General features: G+C 73.1%; 18 protein-coding genes and 2 tRNA genes. 15 read left to right on the forward strand and 5 right to left on the reverse strand.

All coding sequences use genetic code 11. The annotated features are described in order from the left end of the window. The first annotated feature begins 123 nt into the window (after positions 1 to 123). On the forward strand, positions 124 to 714 hold the full coding sequence (locus ACGFZF_RS10340; protein ID WP_356601244.1) for a SigE family RNA polymerase sigma factor: 591 nt from the start codon (positions 124 to 126) through the stop codon (positions 712 to 714). A gap of 188 nt (positions 715 to 902) precedes the next feature. Beyond that, complete coding sequence (locus ACGFZF_RS10345) at positions 903 to 2,549, forward strand: long-chain fatty acid--CoA ligase (RefSeq protein WP_393552907.1); 1,647 nt, start codon at positions 903 to 905, stop codon at positions 2,547 to 2,549. Positions 2,550 to 2,682: 133 nt separating this feature from the next. Here ACGFZF_RS10345 and ACGFZF_RS10350 read toward each other — a convergent pair whose 3' ends face one another. Both ACGFZF_RS10350 and ACGFZF_RS10355 read right to left on the reverse strand, forming a co-directional pair. After that, positions 2,683 to 6,441 carry a PAS domain-containing protein gene (locus tag ACGFZF_RS10350; protein WP_393552910.1) on the reverse strand — a complete coding sequence of 1,253 codons (3,759 nt, stop codon included), beginning with the start codon at positions 6,439 to 6,441 and terminating at the stop codon, positions 2,683 to 2,685. A gap of 161 nt (positions 6,442 to 6,602) precedes the next feature. Further along, positions 6,603 to 7,067 (reverse strand): SSI family serine proteinase inhibitor, encoded by a 465-nt coding sequence (locus ACGFZF_RS10355; protein ID WP_393552913.1) that lies wholly within the window; start codon positions 7,065 to 7,067, stop codon positions 6,603 to 6,605. A gap of 201 nt (positions 7,068 to 7,268) precedes the next feature. Here ACGFZF_RS10355 and ACGFZF_RS10360 point away from each other — a divergent pair. Next, positions 7,269 to 7,359 (forward strand) — tRNA-Ser (locus ACGFZF_RS10360). 297 nt (positions 7,360 to 7,656) lie between these two features. Then, positions 7,657 to 7,729: transfer RNA gene (locus ACGFZF_RS10365), tRNA-Arg, on the forward strand. A gap of 124 nt (positions 7,730 to 7,853) precedes the next feature. Here the strand turns inward: ACGFZF_RS10365 and ACGFZF_RS10370 are convergent. Beyond that, on the reverse strand, positions 7,854 to 8,264 hold the full coding sequence (locus tag ACGFZF_RS10370) for a hypothetical protein (RefSeq protein WP_393552916.1): 411 nt from the start codon (positions 8,262 to 8,264) through the stop codon (positions 7,854 to 7,856). A 352-nt stretch (positions 8,265 to 8,616) separates the two neighbouring features. Here ACGFZF_RS10370 and ACGFZF_RS10375 point away from each other — a divergent pair, with 352 nt between their 5' ends. The 10 genes from ACGFZF_RS10375 (at position 8,617) to ACGFZF_RS10420 (ending at position 19,855) form a co-directional block, all read left to right on the forward strand. Then, a complete protein-coding gene (locus ACGFZF_RS10375) occupies positions 8,617 to 8,982 on the forward strand; it encodes a DUF6083 domain-containing protein (RefSeq protein WP_393552919.1) in 366 nt (121 codons plus the stop codon). A gap of 140 nt (positions 8,983 to 9,122) precedes the next feature. Then, complete coding sequence (locus ACGFZF_RS10380) at positions 9,123 to 9,980, forward strand: DUF2797 domain-containing protein (RefSeq protein ID WP_393552922.1); 858 nt, start codon at positions 9,123 to 9,125, stop codon at positions 9,978 to 9,980. A 200-nt stretch (positions 9,981 to 10,180) separates the two neighbouring features. Next, positions 10,181 to 10,516, forward strand: a complete 336-nt coding sequence (locus tag ACGFZF_RS10385; RefSeq protein ID WP_393552924.1) for an antibiotic biosynthesis monooxygenase family protein — start codon at positions 10,181 to 10,183, stop codon at positions 10,514 to 10,516. Continuing rightward, positions 10,503 to 11,447, forward strand: a complete 945-nt coding sequence (locus ACGFZF_RS10390; RefSeq protein ID WP_393552926.1) for an amidohydrolase family protein — start codon at positions 10,503 to 10,505, stop codon at positions 11,445 to 11,447. Before ACGFZF_RS10385 ends, ACGFZF_RS10390 begins: the two co-directional genes overlap by 14 nt. Positions 11,448 to 11,487: 40 nt before the next feature. After that, positions 11,488 to 12,225, forward strand: coding sequence for a response regulator transcription factor (locus ACGFZF_RS10395; RefSeq protein ID WP_147978700.1), 738 nt, complete (start codon positions 11,488 to 11,490; stop codon positions 12,223 to 12,225). Between the two features lie 7 nt (positions 12,226 to 12,232). Then, on the forward strand, positions 12,233 to 13,861 hold the full coding sequence (locus ACGFZF_RS10400) for a sensor histidine kinase (protein ID WP_393552928.1): 1,629 nt from the start codon (positions 12,233 to 12,235) through the stop codon (positions 13,859 to 13,861). Between the two features lie 26 nt (positions 13,862 to 13,887). Then, positions 13,888 to 15,162 (forward strand): bifunctional glycosyltransferase family 2/GtrA family protein, encoded by a 1,275-nt coding sequence (locus ACGFZF_RS10405; RefSeq protein ID WP_356601234.1) that lies wholly within the window; start codon positions 13,888 to 13,890, stop codon positions 15,160 to 15,162. Further along, a complete protein-coding gene (locus ACGFZF_RS10410; protein WP_393552929.1) occupies positions 15,159 to 17,378 on the forward strand; it encodes an ArnT family glycosyltransferase in 2,220 nt (739 codons plus the stop codon). Before ACGFZF_RS10405 ends, ACGFZF_RS10410 begins: the two co-directional genes overlap by 4 nt. A 114-nt stretch (positions 17,379 to 17,492) precedes the next feature. Further along, positions 17,493 to 19,040, forward strand: a complete 1,548-nt coding sequence (locus ACGFZF_RS10415) for an MFS transporter (RefSeq protein WP_393552930.1) — start codon at positions 17,493 to 17,495, stop codon at positions 19,038 to 19,040. A gap of 35 nt (positions 19,041 to 19,075) precedes the next feature. Next, the gene (locus tag ACGFZF_RS10420) at positions 19,076 to 19,855 is read left to right on the forward strand and encodes a TetR/AcrR family transcriptional regulator (protein WP_393552931.1); all 780 of its coding nucleotides are present in this window, start codon (positions 19,076 to 19,078) and stop codon (positions 19,853 to 19,855) included. A gap of 86 nt (positions 19,856 to 19,941) precedes the next feature. Here the strand turns inward: ACGFZF_RS10420 and ACGFZF_RS10425 are convergent, their stop codons facing one another. Both ACGFZF_RS10425 and ACGFZF_RS10430 read right to left on the reverse strand, forming a co-directional pair. After that, complete coding sequence (locus ACGFZF_RS10425) at positions 19,942 to 21,534, reverse strand: MDR family MFS transporter (protein WP_393552933.1); 1,593 nt, start codon at positions 21,532 to 21,534, stop codon at positions 19,942 to 19,944. A gap of 23 nt (positions 21,535 to 21,557) precedes the next feature. Continuing rightward, positions 21,558 to 22,004: a MarR family winged helix-turn-helix transcriptional regulator gene (locus ACGFZF_RS10430; protein ID WP_393552935.1), complete on the reverse strand. Its 447-nt coding sequence runs from the start codon at positions 22,002 to 22,004 to the stop codon at positions 21,558 to 21,560. A gap of 202 nt (positions 22,005 to 22,206) precedes the next feature. Here ACGFZF_RS10430 and ACGFZF_RS10435 point away from each other — a divergent pair, with 202 nt between their 5' ends. Beyond that, positions 22,207 to 22,422 (forward strand): hypothetical protein, encoded by a 216-nt coding sequence (locus ACGFZF_RS10435; protein WP_393552937.1) that lies wholly within the window; start codon positions 22,207 to 22,209, stop codon positions 22,420 to 22,422. Positions 22,423 to 23,219: the final 797 nt, after the last annotated feature.

Genomic DNA, 23,219 nt, shown 5'->3' on the forward strand with positions numbered 1-23,219 from the left:
GACCCTGAGTGGCTCCTCCACCTTGAGGAGGTCCAGCTGTCCCCACCCCTACAACCTGAGGCGGAGTGCGGGTCGGGACCTGGGGCCGATCCCCCGGCACGCGCCCGCTCCTAGCGTGGAACCATGACTCCGCCACCCTCTGGCCCCGTCTGCACGGGCGCGTCCAAGGCCGCCACCGGTGTCGCCGCCGCGCCCGCCGGCCGCGCCGCCCTGGCCGCCGGCTACCCGTCGTTCGCCACCTACGTCCGGGCCCGCGGGCCCGTGCTGCTGCGCACCGCGCGCTCGCTGACCGCGAACCCGTTCGACGCCGAGGACCTGCTCCAGACCGCGCTGACCAAGACCTTCGTGGCCTGGGAACGGATCGAGGACCACCGTGCCCTGGACGGGTACGTCCGCCGCGCGCTGCTGAACACCCGGACCTCCCAGTGGCGCAAGCGCAAGGTCGACGAGTTCGCCTGCGACGAGCTGCCCGAGCCGGCCGGACTGCCCCAGGCGGACCCGGCCGAGCAGCAGGTGCTGCACGACGCCATGTGGCGGGCCGTGATGAAGCTCCCCGACCGCCAGCGGGCGATGGTCGTCCTCAGGTATTACGAGGACCTGAGCGAGGCGCAGACGGCGGAGGTGCTCGGTGTGTCGATCGGCACGGTCAAGAGCGCGGTGTCGCGGGCGCTCGGCAAGCTCCGCGAGGATCCGGAGCTGACTCCGGTGCGGTGACGGCTGCCCCGTGATCCGTCGCCGCGGGGCGGATTCCGTGCCGGACGGAAGGCCAGGACGGGCCCGGCGCACCGCCCCCGCCAGCGATCACTGGCAATTTCCGTACTCCCGGGTAGTGACATACCGCGTGGTATGTGCGCAGAATCTGCACACCCTTACTGCCACGTAGCGCCCACCGGGAGGACGCCGTGCTGAGCACCATGCAGGACGTACAGCTGACCGTGACCCGCATCCTGAAGCACGGGATGACGATCCACGGGAAGTCACTGATCACCACCTGGACGGGCGAGCCCGAGCCGCAGCGCCGCACCTTCGCGGAGACGGGCGCACGTGCCACCCAGCTGGCCAACGCCCTGCGCGACGAACTCGGAGTCACCGGCGACCAGCGGGTCGCCACGCTCATGTGGAACAACGCCGAGCACGTCGAGGCGTACTTCGCGATCCCGTCCATGGGCGCGGTCCTGCACACCCTCAACCTGCGGCTTCCCCCCGAGCAGCTGGTGTGGATCGTCAACCACGCCGCCGACCGGGTCGTCCTCGTCAACGGCTCCCTCCTCCCGCTCCTCGCGCCGCTGCTTCCGCACCTGCCGACCCTCGAGCACATCGTGGTCGCGGGCCCCGGCGACCGTTCCGTCCTCGAGGGCGTCGCGCCGCGCGTGCACGACTACGAGGAGCTGATCGCGGGCCGGCCCACCACCTTCGACTGGCCGGAGCTGGACGAGCGTTCGGCCGCGGCCATGTGCTACACCTCCGGCACCACCGGCGACCCCAAGGGCGTCGTCTACTCGCACCGCTCGATCTACCTGCACTCCATGCAGGTGAACATGGCCGAGTCGATGGGCCTGACCGAGAAGGACACGACCCTCGTCGTCGTCCCGCAGTTCCACGTCAACGCCTGGGGTCTGCCGCACGCCACCTTCATGACCGGCATCAACATGCTCATGCCGGACCGGTTCCTCCAGCCCGCCCCGCTCGCCGAGATGATCGAGCGCGAGAAGCCGAGCCACGCCGCCGCCGTCCCCACCATCTGGCAGGGCCTCCTCGCCGAGGTCACCGCCCACCCCCGCGACCTGTCCTCCATGAGCCAGGTCACCATCGGCGGCGCGGCCTGTCCCCCCTCGCTCATGGAGGCGTACGACAAGCTCGGCGTCCGGCTCTGCCACGCCTGGGGCATGACGGAGACGTCCCCGCTCGGCACCATGGCCCACCCGCCCGCCGGACTGACCGACGAGGAGGCGTGGCCCTACCGCGTCACCCAGGGCCGCTTCCCGGCCGGCGTCGAGGCGCGGCTGGTCGGCCCCGGCGGCGAACACCTCCCGTGGGACGGCGAGTCGGCGGGCGAGCTGGAGGTCCGCGGCACCTGGATCGCCGGCTCGTACTTCGGCGGCGTGGACGGCGAGGCGATCCGCCCCGCCGACAAGTTCAGCGAGGACGGCTGGCTGAAGACCGGTGACGTCGGCGTCATCAGTCCGGACGGCTACCTCACGCTCACCGACCGCGCCAAGGACGTCATCAAGTCCGGCGGCGAGTGGATCTCCAGCGTCGACCTCGAGAACGCGATCATGGCGCACCCGGAGGTCGCCGAGGCCGCGGTCGTCGCCGTACCGGACGAGAAGTGGGGCGAGCGCCCGCTGGCGACCGTCGTCCTCAAGGAGGGCGCCACGGTGGACTACGCGGCGCTGAAGGAGTTCCTCGGGCAGTCGGTCGCCAAGTGGCAGCTGCCGGAGCGCTGGTCGATCGTGCAGGCGGTGCCGAAGACGAGCGTGGGCAAGTTCGACAAGAAGGTGATCCGCCGGCAGTACGCGGAGGGCGAGCTGGACGTGACGCAGCTGTAGCCCCCCGAGGGCCGTGACAGCGGCGGGAGCACGAAGGGGAGGGGCGCGACGCCCCTCCCCTTCGACGTGTGGCCGCCCTTCCGGGCTTCCCGGGCCTCGCCCGGCCAGGACCAGGTCCAGGCCCGGACACCCCCTAGTTGGTGCCGATCTTCGCGAGCAGGTCCACGATCCGGGCCTGCACCTCGGTGGTGGTGGAACGCTCCGCGAGGAAGAGGACCGTCTCGCCCGCCGCGAGCTTCGGCAGCTCCGCCTCGTCGAGACCGGTCGAGGTGTAGACGACGAGCGGCGTGTGGTTCAACTGCCCGTTCGCCCGCAGCCAGTCGATGATCCCGGCCCGCCGGCGACGCACCTGCATCAGGTCCATCACCACCAGGTTCGGCCGCATCTGCGTGGCCAGCGTGACCGCCTCCGAGTCCGCCGCGGCACGCGCCACCTGCATGCCGCGCCGCTCCAGGGTCGCCGCGAGCGCGTCCGCGATCTCGTCGTGCTCCTCGATCAGCAGCACGCGGGACGGGTGCTGCTCGCTGTCCCGCGGGGCGAGCGCCTTGAGCAGGACGGCGGGATCGGCGCCGTACGCAGCCTCCCGGGTCGCCTGCCCGAGCCCGGCCGCGAGCAGCACCGGCACCTCGGCGGCGACGGCCGCCTGGCGCAGCGACTGGAGCGCGGTCCGGGTGATGGGGCCGGTCAGCGGGTCGACGAAGAGCGCGGCGGGGAACGCGGCGATCTGCGCGTCGACCTCCTCGCGGGAGTTCACGATCACCGGGCGGTAGCCGCGGTCGCTCAGCGCCTGCTGCGTCTGGACGTCCGGGGCGGGCCAGACCAGCAGCCGGCGCGGGTTGTCCAGCGGCTCCGGCGGCAGCTCGTCGTCGACCGGCTGGGGCAGCGGCCTGTTGGCGACCTCGACCGCGCCGCCCGGACCGTCCAGCGGCTCGGGCCCCTCGGCGGAGCCCTCGGCGGGCGCTCCTATGGCGTACGAGCGGCCCTCGGGGACCGAGGGCACCCGCTTGGGCGCGGTGCCCGGCTGCGGATGGGGCTTGGCGGCGGTCTCCGTCGCCGTCCCGGCCGCCGTCGCGGCCGGCTGGGCGGTGCCCCCCTCGGGCCGGGTGGCGAGCCTGCGCCGCCGCCCGGAGCCGTTCGAGGCACCGTTCTGACCGCCCTGGGTGCCCTGGCCGTTCTGGGTGGCCTGGCCGTTCTGCTGCGCGGCGATCTGCTGGGCGAAGGGGACGCCCTGCCCGAGCGTGCGCACGCTGAACGCCCGGCCGCTCTGCGTGGTCGTCACGTCGGTCGGAGCCTCGGCGGGCAGGGGCTGTGCGGGCGTCGGGTGCGCGGACGTCGGCCGGGCGGGTGTCGGCAGCGCGGGCGGCAGCGGTACGGAGCCGGTGCCGCCGGCCGGGGTTCCGGCCTCCTGGGCGGTGGCCGGCGTCGCGGCGGGCGCCTCCTGCGCGGACTCGTCCCGGACGGCGGCCCGGCGCCGGCCGGTCGGTCCCGGCAGCGGGTGCGGCTGCGGAGGCGTGTGATCGGTGTCCGGGCCGGACAGGGCGGCGTCGTGCCGCCCCTCGTCGCCCACCACCATCGGCGCGGGCATCGGCATCGGCATCGGCATCGGCGCGGGCATCGGCGCCGGGCCCGCGGCGGGCACGAGTCCGGACGGCTGCGGGGACCCCGCCGCCGACACGGGCGACAGGCCCGCGGCGTCGCCCCGGTCCGGGTCACCCCGGTCCGCGTCCGCCGGCGGCAGCGCGAACGGCGTGCGCGGACCGGACTCGGCCGCCGCCGCCCGCTCCTGAGCGGCGGCGAGCGCGCGCCGCCTGCGACCGGTGGGCCGGCCGTCCCCGGTGGGCTCCCCGGCGCCCGCGACGGCGGGCAGCGCGCGGGCCAGGGCGGGTGCCTCGGCGGGCACACCCTGCGGCGGCACGGTGTTCCCGAGCGCGGCGCGCCCCTGGGCACCTTCGGCCGCGGTCACCACGGCGCCCTCGGCGGGACGGCCGCGACGCCGTCCGGTGGGCTCGGCCGCGACCGGCACGGCGCCCGCGCCGTCGCCGGGCAGGGCCTCCGGACCGGCACCGGGCGTGTTCGTACCGGCGTTCTGGGCCGGGATCAGCTCCGCCGGACCCTGAGCCGCCTCCGTACGCCCACGACGGCGCCCGGTGGGCTCCACACCGCCCTCGACCGCCACGGGGCTCTCCAGGAACGCGTCGGTGGACGCCCGCCGGGCGCGCCGCCGTCCGCCGCCCTGGGTCTCCGAAGCCTGCGCGGGCAGGGCGAGCTGCCCGCCGCCCCCGGAGCCGTCCTGCGGCACGGGCCGCGGCTCGGGTTCGGGAGCGGGCGGCGGCGCCACCGTGCCCCGGCCGGCGCCGAGCGGCACCTCCAGGACGTACGCGCTGCCGCTCATCCCGGGCACCTCGTGCGTCTGCACCACACCGCCGTGCGCGGCCACGATCCCGCGCACGATGGGCTGGTGGACCGGGTCGCCGCCGGCGTACGGCCCGCGCACCTCGATCCGTACGACGTCTCCGCGCTGCGCCGCCGCCACCACGATCGTGGAGTCGACGTAACCCGTACCCGCCACGACCTTGGCCTTGCCGGTCGAGTCGACCCCGGCCACGTCCGCGACCAGGTGCGCCAGCGCCGTCGCCAGCCGTCCCGCGTCGACCTCGGCCTCGATGGGCGGCGCGTGCACGGCGAACTGCGCCCGGCCCGGCCCGATGAGCTCCACGGCCCCGTCGACGCCGGCGGTCACGATGCCGTCGAGCAGCTCCACGCTCCTGGTGAGCTCCTCCGCACCGGCGTCCAGCCGCTGGTACCCGAGGACGTTGTCGACCAGCGTGGTCATCCGCGCGTATCCGGCGGCCAGGTGGTGCAGCAGCTGGTTCGCCTCCGGCCACAGCTGGCCGGCGTCGTCCGCGGCGAGCGTGGACAGCTCCGCGCGCAGCTCCTCCAGCGGCCCGCGCAGCGACTCGCCGAGGACGGCCGTCAGCTGCTCGTGCCGGGCGGTCAGCGCCTCGAACCGCTCGTTCTGCCGCTCCCGCTCCGCCGCGTGCCGCTCCGTGAGGTCGGCGACCTCCGTGGCGTGCTTCTCGGAGAGCTTCTCGTAGGGGCGCCGGTCGGTGAAGGTCATCACCGCGCCGACGAGCTGGTCGCCGTCCCGTACCGGCGCGGTCGTCAGGTCGACCGGCACCCGGTCGCCGTTCTTCGCCCACAGCACCTGCCCGCGGACCCGGTGCTTGCGCCCGGACTTGAGCGTGTCGGCGAGCGGCGACTCCTCGTACGGGAACGGCTCGCCGTCCGGACGGGAGTGCAGGATCAGCGGGTGCAGCTCCTTGCCGCCGAGGTCGCTGGCGCGGAAGCCGAGGATCTGCGCGGCGGCCGGGTTGACGAGCACGACCTGCCCGTCGGTGTCCGTGCCGACGACGCCCTCGGCCGCGGCGCGCAGGATCATCTCGGTCTGGCGCTGCGAGCGGGCGAGTTCGGCCTCGGTGTCGAGCGTGCCGGTGAGGTCCCGGACGACGAGCATGAGCAGCTCGTCGCCGGTGTAGCCGGTGTACGAGTCGTAGGCCTCGCGCCCGTCCTCCAGATTGGCGCTGGTGACCTCGACGGCGAACTCGCTGCCGTCGGTGCGGCGCGCGATCATCCGGGTCGGCTTGGTACGGCCCCGCTCGTCGGCGCCCTCGGGCAGCCGCATCGACCCGGGGATCAGCCGGGAGTCGAACGTGGGCAGCAGGTCGAGCAGCCCGCGGCCGACCAGAGCGGTGCCGGGGGTCTCGAACATGCCGAGGGCGATGGTGTTGGCGTTGACGACCGTGCCGTTGCAGTTGACGAGCACGAGGCCGTCGGGGAGGGCGTCGAGTATCGCTGCGAGGCGAGCAGCGCCTCGGGATGGCCTGCTGCTCACGACGACGCTTCCTCCCTGACCCACTGCACCTTGCCTGGCGGCTGGCCGCCCATCTTGCCCCGCGGGCCGCAGCCTGTCACTGAGAGGGAGTCTAAGGGCAGGCTCGACGGGCGTGGGGCACGGTCGCATGCCTCCGGCAAGATCCGACCGTCATCCTCACGTCACCCCCGCACGATCGGCAGCACCGGCTCCAGGTTCTCCCAGCGGTCGATCTCGCAGCCGTCGGCCCGGGAGAAACGGGCGTCCACGCTGCGGCCCTGCCACTTTCCGGTGATGTGGGCGAGGGCCGGGCCGCCGTACTGCTGGGTGCAGAGCCGGTCCTTGCCGACCGGCTGGAAGGGGTCCGTGCCCTGCCGCGCGATCTGTTCGAGCCGCCGGCAGGCGTCCTTGGCGGCCGGGTGGTTCCCGCCGGCCCGCCCGTCGCACTCGAGCCGGAAGGTGCCGTCGGCCTTGGGGTGCCCGCTCTTGGAGACGGTCACGGTGAGGCCGTCCGCCTCCGCCAGCAGCGACAGCGGCGGAATCGGCCCCAGCACCGGGGCCTCGACGGCGCCGGCGGTGGGCGCGGCCGAGGCGGTGGCGAGGGTCGCGAAGGTCGCGAAGGTCGCGAGGACAGAGCGGCGCAGCATACGAACTCCAGGGACGCGGGTGGCAGGCGGTGATGCCCCACTCCCTCTAACGCTCCGTACTGCCGTTCGTTGCGCAACCGGAGTGCGCCGCGGGGCTTTGCCCTGGGCCCGGGAGGACTAGTACGGTGAGAAGCGATTGGTGACGCACGGCTCGCCTGTGTCATCATCTGCACGCACCGTCCGCGCCCGCGCGGGGTGCATGGAGGCGTCGCCTAGTCCGGTCTATGGCGCCGCACTGCTAATGCGGTTTGGGCCTTAAAGCCCATCGAGGGTTCAAATCCCTCCGCCTCCGCCCCTACCGAAGCCCCGGCCCCACGGCCGGGGCTTCGGCCGTTTCGGGGCGCGCACGGGTCTTGCCTTTCCCGACCCTCACCCGGTCCGGGCTCGGACCCCGTTCGGGCCCGTACCCGCCCCTTCCGGCCGTGGGGAGCGCGCTCCCCCTTCACCCGTCCGGCGGGCACGCCACCACTCTCAGAGGGTGTTTTCGCAGGTCAGAGGGGGTCTGGCTAATGGATTTCGCGTCACGGCGCAGGTCATGTAATGTTGTCCACGCAACGCCGACCGGCAAGAAAAAAGCCGGGAAGCACAAGCACTCGTAGCTTAACGGATAGAGCATCTGACTACGGATCAGAAGGTTGCAGGTTCGAATCCTGCCGAGTGCACAGCATGAGAGGCCCCGGACGAAAGTCCGGGGCCTCTCGCGTTGCCGGGTGATCCGCCGCGGTGACGGGGTGGCAATCCGGCGCGGGTGCGGGGCCCGTGGGGCCCACGCCCCTGCCCCGCGGACTAGCGGCTCGGGGGCGTCGGCGGGCGGTCCCGGTGGATGGCCGCCACCACGGCGGTCACGCCGGCGGTCACGGCGAGGCTTCCGATCATGACCATGCCGACGCCGATCACGTAGAGGCCGCTGGAGTCGTCCGACCAGTCGTAGAAGGCGGCGACGGTCAGCCCGGCCGAGGTGCCCAGGACCGCGTCCGCGAAGTAGCCCTTGGCCGCCGCCCAGTACACCGGCACCAGCAGCGTCAGCACCAGCCCGATCACCTGCCAGGCCTCGTACGGGCCGGTCGTCGACCCGTCGGGGTGCACGTCGCGGTGCTGGTCCCAGCCCAGCCAGGCGGCCCACAGCGCGAGCGCCGCCAGGGCCGTCGTGAGTGTCGCCGGCAGCCGGGGGGTGAGGTTCCGAGGTCCTTGTCGCATGGTCCCAGCGTCGCCGCTCGTGCCCGTGCCCGGGCAGAGCGCACCTACTCAGCTTCACCCGGGTGTTGTGACTCAGGAGGGCCGCGTACGCGATCGGCCGGCGGGCGCGGTCCGGTTCGTGGACACGGCGCGCGACGGACCGGGTACCGGGCTCGTCCTCGTCGGTTTCCGGCTCAAGGCGGCCGGCACACGGTCCTGACCGCGCCAACGCGGCCGGATCGCGACCTGTCAGGACCGTGTCCCGGCGCTCACACTCGGGCGTATGGGGGCGACAGGGGACTTTCCGGGATCGGTCTGCCAGGGGTGTGCGACGGAGGGCACGGGCGTGCGGGCGCGGGGCCGGATCAGTCTCATGGCCGTGCTCTGCGACGACTGCTGGAACCGCGCCGCCAACGACCTGGCCGCGGACGAGGGCGCCACGGCCGCGCCCCGGCCCGATCCGGATCCCGAGGACACGGCGTGGATCGAGCCGGCGCCCTGCCGGGAGTGCGGCGCAGAGGTGCGGGTGTTCCCGACGAACTACGACCGCTGGATCGTGCTTGCCACCGTCGAACTGCCCGCCAAGGACGTCCTCCCGCGGTTCCGTTGGCGGCTGGTGCACGGGCAGGACGGGTCGGTGGCCGTGCGCGTCCGGGGGATCGAGCCGGCGCTCGGTGATCCGGTGGTTCCGGACCACCGCATGCTGTGCCCCGCGGAGGAGGCGTCGGCCCGTCCGTGAGACACCCGGCTTCCGGCAGGGGCGGGTGCGCGTGCGGCTTCCGGAACCCGTACGCGCCCGGGCGCCCGGGCGCGAACGCCGCGGCCGTGGTCCCGTGACGCAGACTGGTCGCTCCGGAGGCGTGGGACGGGAGTGGGCACGTGGTGTGGCGGTGTGCCGGGTTGCGGTGGAGCGGTGGCGTGCCGGGACTGCGGTGGGAGGGCGGGCGGGTGTCCGCGCTCGGCTACGGGCAGCAGCTCGGTTTCCGGGCCGTGGGGCCGCGCCGGTGCCCCGGAGCCCGTGGGAACCCCTGCCCGCTCGACGCGACGGTGCCCGCCCGCAGCACCGGCGGCCGGTGCCCCGAGTGCGCGCGCCTCGACCGGCTGCACTCGGTGGCGGCGGACACGACCGCCGACGACCCGCGGCCGTACCGCGTGTACCTCGCCTGGTTCGGGCCCGGGATGGTCAAGGTCGGGATCACGGCGGAGGCCCGGGGCGACGCCCGCCTGCTGGAACAGGGGGCCGTCGCGTTCGGCTGGCTCGGGCGGGGCCCGCTCATGGCCGCGCGGCGGACCGAGGAACTGCTGCGGCACGCGCTGAAGGTGCCCGACCGGATCCCGTACGCGCAGAAGCGCGCCGTACGCCACGACCTGCCGCCCGTCGCCGAGCGCGCCCGCGAGATCGAGGAGCTGCACCGGCGGGCCGTCGGGCTCGCCGGATGGGCAGAGACGCTGGAGCCGCTTCCCCCGCGGGTGCACGACCACGGCGAGGCGTTCCGGCTCGACGCGCTGCCGCCGCTCGACGGCTCCGTCGCCGAACTCGTCGACGGCGGAGCGGTCACCGGCCGGCTGCTCGCCGCCGCCGGCCCCGACCTGCACCTGCTGGACCCGGCGGGGCGGGCGCTCGCCCTCGACACCCGGCTGATGAGCGGCTGGGGACTCGTCTCCGCCTCTCCCGGCGCAGCCGTCTCCGTACCGGTCCTCGGCCCCACGCCGCAGCGCCAGGACGGCCTCTTCTGACCCGCAGGGGACCTGCCGAGGTCCCGCCGCGGACCCGCCCCCGCAGCACCGGCACGGACCCGCCGCGGACCGGTCCCCGCAGCACCGGCGCGGACCCGGTGCCGCCCGTCCGACCGCCCCGCCCGGTGACCGTAAAGACTTGGATCCCTTTCGGCGACCCCCGTGGACAGGCCCGCCTCCCCCGGCCCAAGGTGATCCACATGACCCCGAAACCGGTGGCGGGCCTCGAACCGCCCTACTACACGGCTGTCTTCACCTCGGTCCGGCCCGACCACCCCGAGGGCTACGCGGAGACCTCCGCCCGGATGCAGGAGCTCGTCCAGGAGATCCCCGGCTACCTCGGCTACGAGTCCGCCCGCACCCCCGGCGGCCTGGGCATCACCGTCGCGTACTTCCGCGACCTCGACGCCCTCACCGCCTGGCAGCACCACGCCGAGCACCAGGCGGCCAAGCGGCACGGGCGGGAGCATTGGTACGAGAGCTACAGCGTCCACATCGGCAGGGTCGAGCGGAGCTACGGCTTTGAGCGGAACTGACCCCCGGGCCCTCGCCGAGCGGCTGGGGCTCCCCGGACTCGTCGACGTCCACACCCACTTCATGCCCAAGAACGTCCTCGACAAGGTGTGGGCGTACTTCGACGCCGTCGGGCCCCTCACCGGCCTGGAATGGCCCATCACCTACCGCGAGGAGGAGGAGCGCCGGGTCGCCCTCCTCAGGGAGTTCGGGGTCCTCGCGTTCACCTCGATGCTCTACCCGCACAAGGCCGGCATGGCCCGGTGGCTCAACGGCTGGGCCGCCGACTTCGCGGCCCGCACCCCGGACTGCCTGCACACGGCGACCCTCTATCCGGAGCCGGAGGCCGCCGGATACGTCCGGCAGGCCCTGGACGGCGGGGCGCGCGTCTTCAAGGTGCATCTCCAGGTCGGTGGCTTCGATCCCAACGACGAGCTGCTGGACGGCTGCTGGGGCGCGATCGCCGAGGCCGGCGTGCCGGTGGTCGTGCACTGCGGCTCGGGACCCGTGGCCGGCAAGTTCACCGGGCCCGGTCCCGTCGGGCGGCTGCTGGCCCGCCACCCCGGGCTGAGGCTGATCGTCGCGCACATGGGGATGCCCGAGTACTCCGACTTCCTCGACCTGGCCGAGCGGTACGAGGGCGTCCACCTGGACACCACGATGGCCTTCACGGACTTCAGCGAACGTCTCGCGCCGTTCCCCGCGGACGAGCGCCCGCGGCTGCTGGCCCTCGGCGACCGGATCCTCCTCGGCTCGGACTTCCCGAACATCCCGTACCCCTACGCCCACCAGCTGGACGCGCTCGAAGGGCTCGGGCTCGGCGACGACTGGCTCCGCGCGGTCCTCCACGACAACGCCGCCGAGCTGTTCTCGCTGCCCCGGGGGCGGCTCCGGGAGGGGGCGCGCGACGGCCGGTCCGGGGGAGCGGACGGTTCTCAGGGAATTCACAGGTAAGCGAAAGGGAGATCTCAGTACCGGCGGACAGCGTGGGAGCATGACCGCCATCACGCCGCATCGGCGCACCGACATGCTCCGGCCCGACGGCTCCGCCGTCCGTGTCCTCGTCGTGGACGACGAGGCGTCGCTGGCGGAGCTCCTCTCCATGGCCCTGCGCTACGAGGGCTGGCAGGTCCACAGTGCCGGCGACGGCGCCGGGGCGCTGCGCGTGGCGCGGGAGTTCCGGCCCGACGCGGTGATCCTCGACATGATGCTGCCCGACATGGACGGCCTGTCCGTGCTCGCCGGGCTGCGGCGCGAGCTGCCCGAGGTGCCGGTGCTGTTCCTGACGGCGAAGGACGCCGTCGAGGACCGGATCGCCGGGCTCACGGCGGGCGGCGACGACTACGTCACCAAGCCGTTCAGCCTGGAGGAGGTCGTGGCACGGCTGCGCGGGCTGATCCGGCGTTCCGGCGCCGCGCAGGCGCGCAGCGAGTCGCTGCTGGCCGTCGGCGACCTCACCCTCGACGAGGACAGCCACGAGGTGACCCGCGGCGGCGAGTCGATCCACCTCACGGCCACCGAGTTCGAGCTGCTGCGGTACCTCATGCGCAATCCCCGCCGGGTGCTCAGCAAGGCGCAGATCCTCGACCGGGTGTGGTCGTACGACTTCGGCGGCCAGGCCAACGTCGTCGAGCTGTACATCTCCTACCTGCGGCGGAAGATCGACGCGGGGCGCTCCCCCATGATCCACACCCGGCGCGGCGCCGGGTACCTCATCAAGCCGGGGGAGTAGCCGCCGCATGTCCGCCCCGTCCCCGCAGGGCCCCGCCCCGTCCGTGCCGGTCTCGTCCCGTCCGGCCGCCCCGCGTGCCGCGCGGCGGCGGTCCCCGCGGACCGGGCCCTGGTCGCTGCGGACCCGGCTCGTGGTCTCGGCCGTCACCCTGATCGCGGTCGTCGCCGCCGTCATCGGGACGGTGACGACGCTCGCCTTCCGCTCCTACCTGTACGACCAGGCCGACCGGCAGCTGCGCAGCGTCTCGAACCGGGCCGCCGGCCCGCCCGGCGCCCCCGACGTCCCGCAGAGCCCGCAGAGCCCGCGGAGCCCCCTCGGCTTCGTCCTCGGGCCGGGCACTCCGCTGGGCACGGTCGGAGCGGAGGTCGTGGACGGCGAGCTGAAGGAGGCCAAGGTCTTCGACGGCAACGGGGAGACGTACGACGGCCCCCAGTCCACCTCCCTCGACGCGGCCCAGCGGACCGCCCTCGCCGCCGTCCCGCGCGACGGCGAGCCGCACACGGTCGAACTCCCCGGCGGTCTCGGCGACTACCGGGTGGAGTACGCCTCCGGCGCCCGCGGGGACTACCTCACCGGCATACCGCTGGCCGAGGTCCAGGACTCGCTCTCCACCCTGGTCCTGGTCGAGTTGAGCGTCACCGGTGCCGGGCTGGTCGCCGCGTCGCTCGCCGGCGGCGCCTTGGTGGGGATCGCCCTCCGGCCGCTGCGCCGGGTCGCCGCGACCGCCACCCAGGTCTCCGAACTCCCCCTGCACAGCGGCGAGGTCGCGCTCGACCAGCGCGTGCCCGAGGCCGATCCGCGGACCGAGGTCGGGCAGGTCGGCGCGGCCATCAACCGGATGCTCGACCACGTCCACTCCGCGCTCCACGCCCGCCAGCAGAGCGAGACCCGGGTCCGGCAGTTCGTCGCGGACGCCAGCCACGAGCTGCGCACACCCCTGGCCTCGATCCGCGGCTACGCCGAGCTGACCCGGCGCGGCCGGGAGGAGTGCGGTCCCGACACGCGGCACGCCCTCGGGCGGATCGAGTCCGAGGCCACCCGGATGACCGGCCTGGTGGAGGACCTGCTGCTGCTCGCCCGGCTGGACGCCGGCCGCCCGCTGTCCCGCGGGAGCACCGAGCTCGCGCCGCTGGTCGTGGACGCCCTCTCCGACGCCCGCGCGGCCGGCCCGGACCACCACTGGCGCCTCGAACTCCCCGGGCACGCCGTGTCGGTGGAGGCGGACGACGCCCGCCTGCACCAGGTCCTCGTCAACCTCCTGGGAAACGCCCGTACGCACACCCCGCCCGGCACGACGGTCACCGCCCGCGTGCGGGAGGACGGCGACCGGGCCGTGCTGGAGGTCGAGGACGACGGCCCCGGCATCCCCGCGGACCTCCTCCCGTCCGTCTTCGAGCGCTTCGCGCGCGGCGACGCCTCCCGGGCACGCCGTGCGGGCGGCGGGAGCACGGGTCTGGGCCTGGCGATCGTCCGCGCGGTCGCCGTGGCGCACGGCGGCGAGGTGACCGTGCGCAGCAGGCCCGGCGCGACCGTGTTCGCCGTGTCGCTGCCCCTCGGCAGCGCCGCGGAGGACACCGTCCCGGCGGCCGGCGCCTCCGACTCACAGGCAGGGCACAGGCTCATCACACAGCCGTGACAGCGGCCCCGGCGAGGGTCGTGGCCATGCGAACCCAATCGACAACGGGACCCACGCCCGGCACCCTTCCCGCCCGGGAACACCTGCCCGTGGGCGCGGCCGGGCGGCCCGTCCTCGACGTGGTGATTCCCGTCCACAACGAGGAGAAGGACCTGGAGCCCTGCATCCTGCGGCTCCACGAGCACCTCTCCCGCACCTTCCCCTACGGCTTCCGGATCACGGTCGCCGACAACGCCTCCACCGACGGCACCCCGGTGGTCGCGGCGGGCCTGGCCGACGAACTGCCCGAGGTGCGCGCCGTGCGACTGGAGCAGAAGGGGCGAGGCCGTGCGCTGCGGACGGTGTGGTCGCACTCGGACGCGCCCGTCCTCGCCTACATGGACGTGGACCTGTCCACGGACCTCAACGCGCTGCTGCCGCTCGTCGCGCCCCTCATCTCCGGTCACTCGGACCTGGCGATCGGCTCCCGGCTGGCGCGTTCCTCGCGGGTGGTGCGCGGGCCGAAGCGGGAGTTCATCTCCCGGGCCTACAACCTGATCCTGCGCGGCTCGCTCGCCGCCCGCTTCTCCGACGCCCAGTGCGGGTTCAAGGCGATCCGGCGTGAGGTGGCCGAGCGGCTGCTGCCGATGGTCGAGGACACCGGCTGGTTCTTCGACACGGAGATGCTGGTGCTCGCCGAACGGGCGGGGCTGCGGATCCACGAGGTCCCCGTCGACTGGGTCGACGACCCCGACTCCAGCGTCCACATCGTGCGGACGGCGAGCGAGGACCTGAAGGGCGTCTGGCGGGTGGGGCGGGCGCTCGCGACGGGTTCGCTGCCGCTGGACCGGCTGGCCCGCCCCTTCGGCGACGACCCGCGGGACCGCCGGCTCGCCGGGGTGCCGCGCGGACTGGCCCGTCAGCTGGTCGGCTTCTGTGTGGTCGGCGCGCTGTCCACCCTCTTCTACCTGGCGCTCTACTCGCTCTTCCGCACGGGCGCCGGCCCCCAGCTCGCCAACGCCGCCGCCCTCCTCGTCTCGGCCGTCGCCAACACCGCGGCCAACCGGCGCCTGACCTTCGGGGTGCGGGGACGGGACCGCGCAGTGCGCCACCAGGCGCAGGGTCTCGTGGTCTTCGGCATCGGTCTCGCCCTGACCAGCGGTTCGCTGGCCGCGCTCGGCGCGGTCGGCGGCGACCCGGCCCACTCCACCGAGCTGGCGGTGCTGATCACCGCCAACCTCGCCGCGACCGTGCTGCGTTTCCTCCTCTTCCGGCTCTGGGTCTTCCCGGACTCCGACTCCACCGCAAGGACCTCCCGATGACCTCGACGACTCACGCCCGGCCCGCCCGCCCGTGGCCCGTACGGCTCTGGCGCGGGCGGCCCGACGACGCCCCCTGGGTCCGGCCGGCCTTCCTGGGCCTCCTGCTGGCGACCGCCGCGCTCTACCTCTGGAACCTGAGCGCCTCCGGCTACGCCAACTCCTTCTACTCCGCGGCCGTGCAGGCCGGCGGCGAGAGCTGGAAGGCCTTCTTCTTCGGCTCGCTCGACGCGGCCAACGCCATCACCGTCGACAAGCCGCCGGCCGCTCTGTGGCCGATGGCCCTGTCCGTCCGCCTCTTCGGGCTCGGTTCCTGGCAGATCCTGGTGCCCGAGGTGCTGATGGGCGTGGCGACCGTGGCGGTCCTGTACGCGGCGGTCCGGCGCCGGTTCGGCGCGGGTGCCGGGCTGATCGCGGGCGCCGTCCTCGCGCTCACGCCGGTCGCCGCCCTGATGTTCCGCTTCAACAACCCGGACGCGTTGCTGGCGTTGCTCATGACGGTCGCCGTCTACTGCGTCCTGCGGGCACTGGAGCGGGGCGGGACGAAGTGGCTGGTGGGGGCCGGGGTGGCCTTCGGATTCGCGTTCCTCGCCAAGACGCTGCAGGCGTTCCTCATCCTGCCGCCGCTGGCCCTGGTGTACGTGGTGTGCGCGCCCGGCGGCCTCGGCCGCCGGATCGGCCGGCTCGCGCTCGCCGGCCTCGCGATGGTGGTGTCCGCCGGGTGGTGGGTGGCCCTGGTCGAGCTGTGGCCGGCGTCCTCCCGGCCGTATGTCGGAGGCTCGCAGAACAACAGCTTCCTGGAGCTCACCTTCGGCTACAACGGGCTCGGCCGGCTCAACGGCGACGAGACCGGGAGCGTGGGCGGCGGGGCCCGCGGCGGGGGCGCCCCCGGTGGCGCCGAGTTCGCGGGTGGCGAGCTGCCGACCGGGGCGGGCATGCCCGGTGGTGGCGGCCGTGGTGGTGGCTGGGGCGAGACCGGCATCGGGCGGATGTTCAACGACGCCGTCGGCGGCCAGATCTCCTGGCTGCTGCCGGCCGCGCTGATCCTGCTGGTCGCCGGTCTGCTGGTCACGCGCCGCGCGGCGCGCACGGACACGGCCCGCGCCGCGTTCCTGGTCTGGGGCGGTTCGCTGCTGATGACGCTGGCCGTCTTCAGCTTCATGGCCGGCATCTTCCACGAGTACTACACGGTGGCTCTCGCGCCGTACATCGCGGCGCTGGTCGGCATGGGCGCCGGCGTGCTGTGGGAGGAGCGGACCCGCTTCGCCGCCTCGGCGGCGCTGGCGGTGTCGGTCGCGGCCACGGCGGCGTGGAGCTGGGTGCTGCTCGGCCGGACGCCGGACTGGCTTCCCTGGCTGCGCTGGGCGGTGCTGGTCGCGGGTGTGGTCGCGGCCCTCGGGTTGCTGCTCGCCGGCCGGGTCGACCGCCGGATCGGGCTCGGGGTCGCCGGTCTCGGTCTGGCGGCGGGGCTCGCGGGACCGTTCGCGTACACGCTGGCGACGGTCGACGCGGGCCACCAGGGCTCGATCGTGACGGCCGGTCCGGCGGGTGGCGCCATGGGTGGCCGGGGTCCGGGCGGCGGTGGGCGGATGGCCGCCGCGGACGGGCAGGGTGGCCGGAACGGCCAGTTCCCCGGCGGTGCCATGCCGGGCGGCCAGGGCGGCCAGGCGGGTCAGGGCCCTGGCGGCGGCACGGGCATGATGCCCGGCGGCCAGGGACAGGGCATGCCCGGCGGTACCCCGCCGCAGGGCACACAGGACGGCCAGGGCGCGCAGGACGGTCAGGGCGCGCAGGACGGTCAGGGGCGGCGCGACGGCGGCCTCGAAGGCTTCGGCCCGGGCGGTGGCGGCGCCGGCGGTCTGCTGAACGGCGCGAGCGTCGGCTCCCGGGCCAGGGCCGCGCTGCTCGACGGCGCGGACGACTACACCTGGGCCGCCGCCGCGATCGGCGCCCAGAACGCCGCCAGCTACCAGCTCGCCACCGAGAAGCCCGTCATGGCGATCGGCGGATTCAACGGCAGCGACCCGTCGCCGACCCTCGCGCAGTTCAAGCAGTACGTGGCCCAGGGGGAGATCCACTACTTCATCGGCGGGGGCGGCGGAGGGGGCACGGGCCCCGGTGGCGGCACGAGCTCGGAGATCTCCACGTGGGTCACCGCCACCTTCGAGCAGGTCACGCTCGACGGCTCGACCTTCTACGACCTGACCCGGAAGAAGTAGCCCCGGCGGCGGGATTCCCGGAGGGAGTGGCCCGGAAGTCAATCGCTATACAGCGTAAGAGCCCCCTTGTACGGTGTACGAGTTCGACTCACGTACACCGTACAAGGGGGCCTCATGACGGCGACGACCGCCGGTACCGAACCCACCGCCGGACAGACCACCGGCGGCCACCCGCAGCGCTGGCTGATCCTGGGCGTCATCTGCCTCGCCCAGCTCACCGTGCTCCTCGACAACACCGTCCTCAGCGTCGCCATCCCGTCGCTGACCTCCGAACTCCACGCGTCCACCACCGACATCCAGTGGATGATCAACGCGTACTCGCTCGTCCAGTCCGGCCTGCTGCTCACCGTCGGCAACGCCGCCGACCGCTACGGCCGCAAGAAGCTGCTCGCCGCGGGCCTCGCGCTCTTCGGCCTCGGCTCGCTCGCCGCCGGCCTCGCCGGCACCACCGCCCAGCTCATCGCCGCCCGCGCCGGCATGGGCGTCGGCGGCGCACTGCTCATGACCACCACGCTCGCCGTCGTCATGCAGATCTTCGACGACTCCGAGCGGGTCAAGGCCATCGCGCTGTGGTCCACCGTGGCCTCCCTCGGCTTCGCCGGCGGACCGCTCATCGGCGGCGTGATCCTCGACCACTTCTGGTGGGGAATGATCTTCCTCGTCAACCTCCCGGTCGCGGCCGTCGCACTCGTCGCCGTGCTGAAGCTGGTCCCCGAGTCGAAGAACCCGCAGGGCGAACGCCCCGACCTGCTCGGCGCCCTGCTCTCCACCATCGGGATGACCGCCGCGGTCTACGCGATCATCACCGGCCCCGAGCACGGCTGGACCTCCGCCGAGGTGCTGCTGCCCGCCGCCGTCGGGCTCCTCGTCCTCGGCGCCTTCGCCCTGTGGGAGCTGCGCACCCCGCACCCCATGCTCGACATGCACTTCTTCCGCAACCAGAAGTTCGTGGGCGCCGTCGCCGGCTCGATCCTCGTCGTCTTCGGCATGGGCGGCTCGCTCTTCCTGCTCACCCAGCACCTGCAGTTCGTCCTCGGATACGAGCCGCTGGAGGCCGGCCTGCGGATGGCCCCGCTCGCGCTGACGATCGTCGCCCTCAACCTCACCGGGATCGGCCCGAAGATCGTCACCAGGCTCGGCGCCCCGCCCACCGTCGTCCTCGGCATGACCCTGGTCGCCGGCGGTCTCACCTCCATCGCGCTGCTCGGCGGCGGCACCGACGGCAGCTACGGGGGCATGCTCCTCGGCCTGCTCCTCATGGGCGGCGGCATCGCCGTCTCGTCCCCCGCGATGGCCAACGCCATCATGAGCGCGATCCCGCCGGAGAAGGCGGGAGTCGGCGCCGGCGTCAACGGCACGCTCGCCGAGTTCGGCAACGGCCTCGGCGTCGCCGTGCTCGGGGCCGTACTCAACGCCCGCTTCGCGACCCTGGTCGCCGTCACCGCCACCTCGCTCCCCGCCGCACTGGCCGCGGCCGGCACCGACGCCGAACGGGCCGGGATCTCCGACGCCTTCGCCTCCGGACTCCAGACCAGTCAACTCGTCGGCGCGATCGCCGTCTTCGCGGGCGGCCTGCTCGCGGCGGCGCTGCTCCAGCGCGCCGAACGCTCGGAGAAGCGGTCCGCGGCGGTGGCGGCCGAACCGGACACGGCCGCTGCATAGCATGGGAGGGGACCGCTGACAGACGGAGGAACGCGATGGTCAAGGCAGCAGACCGGGCCGCGAACCCGGCGCGTTCCAGCGTCTGGCTGGAGAAGAGGGCCGCCCGCGCCGGAGGCGGCCCCGCCGGCCTCGACCGCGACCGGATCGTCGCCGCCTCGATCGGGATGCTGGACGAGGAGGGCCTCGCCAAGCTGTCGATGCGCAAGCTCGCCACCGAACTGGGCGTCACCGCGATGTCGCTCTACTGGTACGTGGACACCAAGGACGACATCATCGAGTTCGCCCTCGACGCCGTCTACGGCGAGATCGACCTCGACGCGATCGACACCGCCGGCGGCTGGCGGGAGCGGATGCGGGCCCTCGCGCTCGCCTACCGCCGGATGCTCGTCCGCCACCCCTGGGTGTCCCCCAGCGCCGGTTCCTACATGAACATCGGCCCGCACGCCCTCGCCGTCGCCCGCAGGATCCAGGACGCGGTCCGGGACACGGGACTGCCCCTGAACGGCCAGCCGGGCGCGATGTCGGCGGTCTTCCAGTTCGTGTACGGCTACGGGACGATCGAGTCCCAGTTCGAGCGCCGCGCGGCCGAAGCCGGCATGTCCCAGGACGAGTTCTACGCGCAGTCCGTCGCGGCCTTCCGAGGCGACCCCGAATTCTCGGTCCAGCTCGAAGGCATGACGGAGATCCTCGACGAGCGCGCCACGCACGGCGACGTCAGCGACATCTGGGAACGGGACTTCGCCTGCGCCCTGGACATCCTGGTCGCCGGCATCGAGGTCATGGTCGCCCGGCACGCCGGGGAGACCCGGGCATGACATGACGGAGCGGCGGGCCGTCCCCTGCCCGCCGCTCCGTACCCGACCCGGCCGCGCCTCCGCTCGAAGCACGGCCGGGAGTCTTCTCAGTCCTCCTGCGGGGCGGTCACCGTGCTGCTGCTCTTCAGGGCGACCTCCTTGATGAACAGCGTCACCAGGAAGGCGAGCAGCGCGAAGGGCGCCGAGTAGAGGAAGACGTCCGCGACACCGTGTCCGTACGCGCTCTCCATGACCGTACGGATCGGGGCCGGCAGCTTGTCCATGTCCGGGATGCCGCCTCCCGAACCGCCCTGGCCCAGGGCCGCGGCGGCCTTCGGGCCGAGCGCCGTCAGCCCGTCCTGGACGTAGTGCGTGACCCGGTGGGCCATGACCGCGCCGAGCGCCGAGACACCGATCGCACCGCCCAGCGAGCGGAAGAAGGTGACGACGGACGAGGCGGAGCCGAGGTCGGACGGGTCGACCTGGTTCTGCGTGCAGAGCACCAGGTTCTGCATCATCATGCCGAGGCCCAGACCCATCACGGCCATGAAGACGGCGATGTGCCAGTACTCCGTGTCGTAGCGGATCGTGCCGAGCAGGCCGAGGCCGCCGGTCACCAGCACGCCGCCGCTGACCAGCCACGCCTTCCACTTGCCGGTCTTGGTGATGATCTGGCCGGAGACGGTGGAGGAGACGAAGAGGCCGGCGATCATCGGGATCGTCAGGACGCCGGACATCGTCGGGGACTCGTTGCGGGCCAGCTGGAAGTACTGGCTGAAGAAGACCGTGCCGGCGAACATCGCGACACCCACGAAGAGCGAGGCGAGCGAGGCCAGGGTGATGGTGCGGTTGCGGAAGAGGCGCAGCGGGATGATCGGCTCGTCGGCCTTCGACTCGACGAGGACGAAGAGCGCGCCGAGCAGGACCGCGCCGCCGACCATGGCGGCCGTCTGCCAGGACATCCAGTCGTACTTGTCGCCCGCGAAGGTCACCCAGATCAGCAGCAGCGACACCGCGGCGCTGATGACGGCCGCACCGGCCCAGTCGACCTTGACCTGACGCTTCACGACGGGGAGCTTCAGGGTCTTCTGGAGCACCAGGAGCGCGATCAGCGCGAAGGGCACACCGACGTAGAAGCACCAGCGCCAGCCGAGCCAGTCGGTGTCGGTGATGACACCGCCGAGCAGGGGGCCGCCGACGGTGGCCACGGCGAAGGTGGCGCCGAGGTAGCCGCTGTACCGACCGCGCTCACGCGGGGCGATCATGGCGGCCAGGATGATCTGCGACAGCGCGGTCAGACCGCCGACGCCGATGCCCTGGACGACCCGGCAGGCGATGAGCATGCCGGTGTTCTGCGAGAGACCGGCGACGACCGAGCCGCCGACGTAGATGAGCAGGGCTATCTGGACGAGCAGCTTCTTGGAGAAGAGGTCCGCGAGCTTGCCCCAGAGCGGGGTGGTCGCGGTCATCGAGAGCAGCGCCGCTGTGACGACCCAGGTGTAGGCGGACTGGCCGCCGCCGAGGTCGGTGATGATCTGCGGGAGGGCGTTGGAGACGATCGTCGAGGACAGGATGGCGACGAACATGCCGAGCAGCAGCCCGGACAGCGCCTCCATGATCTGCCGGTGCGTCATGGGAGCGCTGTCCCCGTGACCGGTGACGCCGTCCCGCACGCCGACGTCGGGCGTGGTCGTAGCCATGAAGTTCCTTTGTTTCCGAAGTCTCAAGCCTGGAGGGCCCGGCAGTCCCCGAAGGAGTCCCGGAGGCGGGCCAGCAGTGTGGCGAGCAGTTCGACGTCGTCGTCGGACCACTCCGCGAGGTTGCGGGCGAATGCCCGGGTCACCCGGTGGTTCAGTTCGTCGAGCATGTCCCGGCCCGCGGCCGTCAGGCGCAGGATGCGGGAGCGCCGGTCGCCCGGGTCGGGCAGTCGCTCGACCCAGCCGTGGTCCACGGTGTTGGCGACGTGCCGGCTGCACACCGACATGTCGACGGCCATGAGTTCGGCGAGCCGGCTCATGCGCATGTCCCCGTGGTGCCGCAGGAAGGCCAGCACGGCGGCCGACCCGCCCTGGCACTCGACGGGGAGGACGCGCGCCATGCCGCGTTTCACGGCGCCGATGGCGCTCACCTGGCGGGCGAGGTTCTCGTAGCGGCTGCTCTGCGTCTCCAACGGGCACCCCATGCATGTTGTTGCTTAGGGCAACCATAGATATCGATGGTTGCTTCAGGCAAACTAAATCGGTCAAACGGCGCTAAAGAATCGGCAAAGGTGGGTGAAGCGCGGGGGAGCGGTGCCGGAGACGTGCCGGAAGGGGAGGGAGGGGCGGGCGGGGGTTGGGGCCGGAACCCCCGGTTCGCTAGGGTCCTGCTCCATGGCACACAATCCCCATGCACCGCAGGGTCAGGGTCCCGAGGGTGGCTACGACCCCTCCGGCAACACGCAGATGTTCCGCGCCTTCGTCGACGAGGGTGCCCCGCAGCGCCAGCAGCAGGCGGCCCCTTCGGCCGGCCCGCGCGTCGGCCTCATCGTGGGAGTGGCCGTCGTGATCGCGGTCCTCGCGGGAGTGGCCTGGCTGGCCCTGGGCTGAGGCGGGGGGCGCTTGGGGGCGCGGGTCCTGGCTCTTGGGGTGGGCCGGTCTTGGTTTGCTTCTGGTGGTTGGCCGCCCTCTCTCCGAGTGTGGCGGGTTGCGGCGCCGCTTCAAGGGCGCTCCTTCGTCGCGTCGGCTTCGCCGATTTCGCTTCGCTCCACCCTTGACCCGTCGCCTTCACCCGCCTTTTCACACTCGGAGGGCGGCCCGGGGAGGGGCATCCGCTCCGGGGCCCGGTGGGCCCCGGGCGCCGTAGGCGGCCGTCGGGCCCGGGGGTGGTTCAGCGCACCCATTGAATGGGGTGACCCGGCGCGGCTTAGCGGGTGCCACTCGATTCCTGACGGGGATTCATGCCCCGCTGGTCAATGTCCGGTGGGGGTGAAGCCGAATCCGCAGCCGTCATCGCCAGCTCGGGCCAGGGCGGATCCCATCCACCCCACCCGTCCCATCGCCGGTCTGGGATCGGCTGCTCGATGACGCTACGGCGTACATTAAGCCCCCCGAGAGTCCGATATGCCCCGTGAAGTCCCATATCCAGCCCGGTTACCGCAAGTAATGTACGTGCTAGCGTCATTCAGGATGACTCCACCCACCGGGATAGACCAGACCGGATCGGATCGGCCGGGCTGGGACGTCAACTCTCCAAGGGCTCGCGGATTCGGCTTCACCCCCACCGGACAATGACCAGCGGGGCATGAATCTCCGCCAAGACACGACGGATTGCCGCTAAGCCCTGCCGGGTCACCCCATTCAATGGGAGCGGGAAGCCACCCCCGGACCCGACGGCCGCCTACGGC

Source organism: Streptomyces sp. NPDC048338 (assembly GCF_043201055.1).
Lineage (GTDB): Bacteria > Actinomycetota > Actinomycetes > Streptomycetales > Streptomycetaceae > Streptomyces.

Excerpts from the sequence above, each read along its gene's own strand:
- ACGFZF_RS10340 (WP_356601244.1), top strand. The coding sequence starts at position 124 with ATGACTCCGCCACCCTCTGGCCCCGTCTGCACGGGCGCGTCCAAGGCC.
- ACGFZF_RS10355 (WP_393552913.1), bottom strand. The coding sequence starts at position 7,067 with ATGCTGCGCCGCTCTGTCCTCGCGACCTTCGCGACCTTCGCGACCCTC.
- ACGFZF_RS10370 (WP_393552916.1), bottom strand. The coding sequence starts at position 8,264 with ATGCGACAAGGACCTCGGAACCTCACCCCCCGGCTGCCGGCGACACTC.
- ACGFZF_RS10375 (WP_393552919.1), top strand. The coding sequence starts at position 8,617 with ATGGCCGTGCTCTGCGACGACTGCTGGAACCGCGCCGCCAACGACCTG.
- ACGFZF_RS10385 (WP_393552924.1), top strand. The coding sequence starts at position 10,181 with ATGACCCCGAAACCGGTGGCGGGCCTCGAACCGCCCTACTACACGGCT.
- ACGFZF_RS10395 (WP_147978700.1), top strand. The coding sequence starts at position 11,488 with ATGACCGCCATCACGCCGCATCGGCGCACCGACATGCTCCGGCCCGAC.
- ACGFZF_RS10400 (WP_393552928.1), top strand. The coding sequence starts at position 12,233 with ATGTCCGCCCCGTCCCCGCAGGGCCCCGCCCCGTCCGTGCCGGTCTCG.
- ACGFZF_RS10405 (WP_356601234.1), top strand. The coding sequence starts at position 13,888 with ATGCGAACCCAATCGACAACGGGACCCACGCCCGGCACCCTTCCCGCC.
- ACGFZF_RS10410 (WP_393552929.1), top strand. The coding sequence starts at position 15,159 with ATGACCTCGACGACTCACGCCCGGCCCGCCCGCCCGTGGCCCGTACGG.
- ACGFZF_RS10415 (WP_393552930.1), top strand. The coding sequence starts at position 17,493 with ATGACGGCGACGACCGCCGGTACCGAACCCACCGCCGGACAGACCACC.
- ACGFZF_RS10420 (WP_393552931.1), top strand. The coding sequence starts at position 19,076 with ATGGTCAAGGCAGCAGACCGGGCCGCGAACCCGGCGCGTTCCAGCGTC.
- ACGFZF_RS10425 (WP_393552933.1), bottom strand. The coding sequence starts at position 21,534 with ATGGCTACGACCACGCCCGACGTCGGCGTGCGGGACGGCGTCACCGGT.
- ACGFZF_RS10435 (WP_393552937.1), top strand. The coding sequence starts at position 22,207 with ATGGCACACAATCCCCATGCACCGCAGGGTCAGGGTCCCGAGGGTGGC.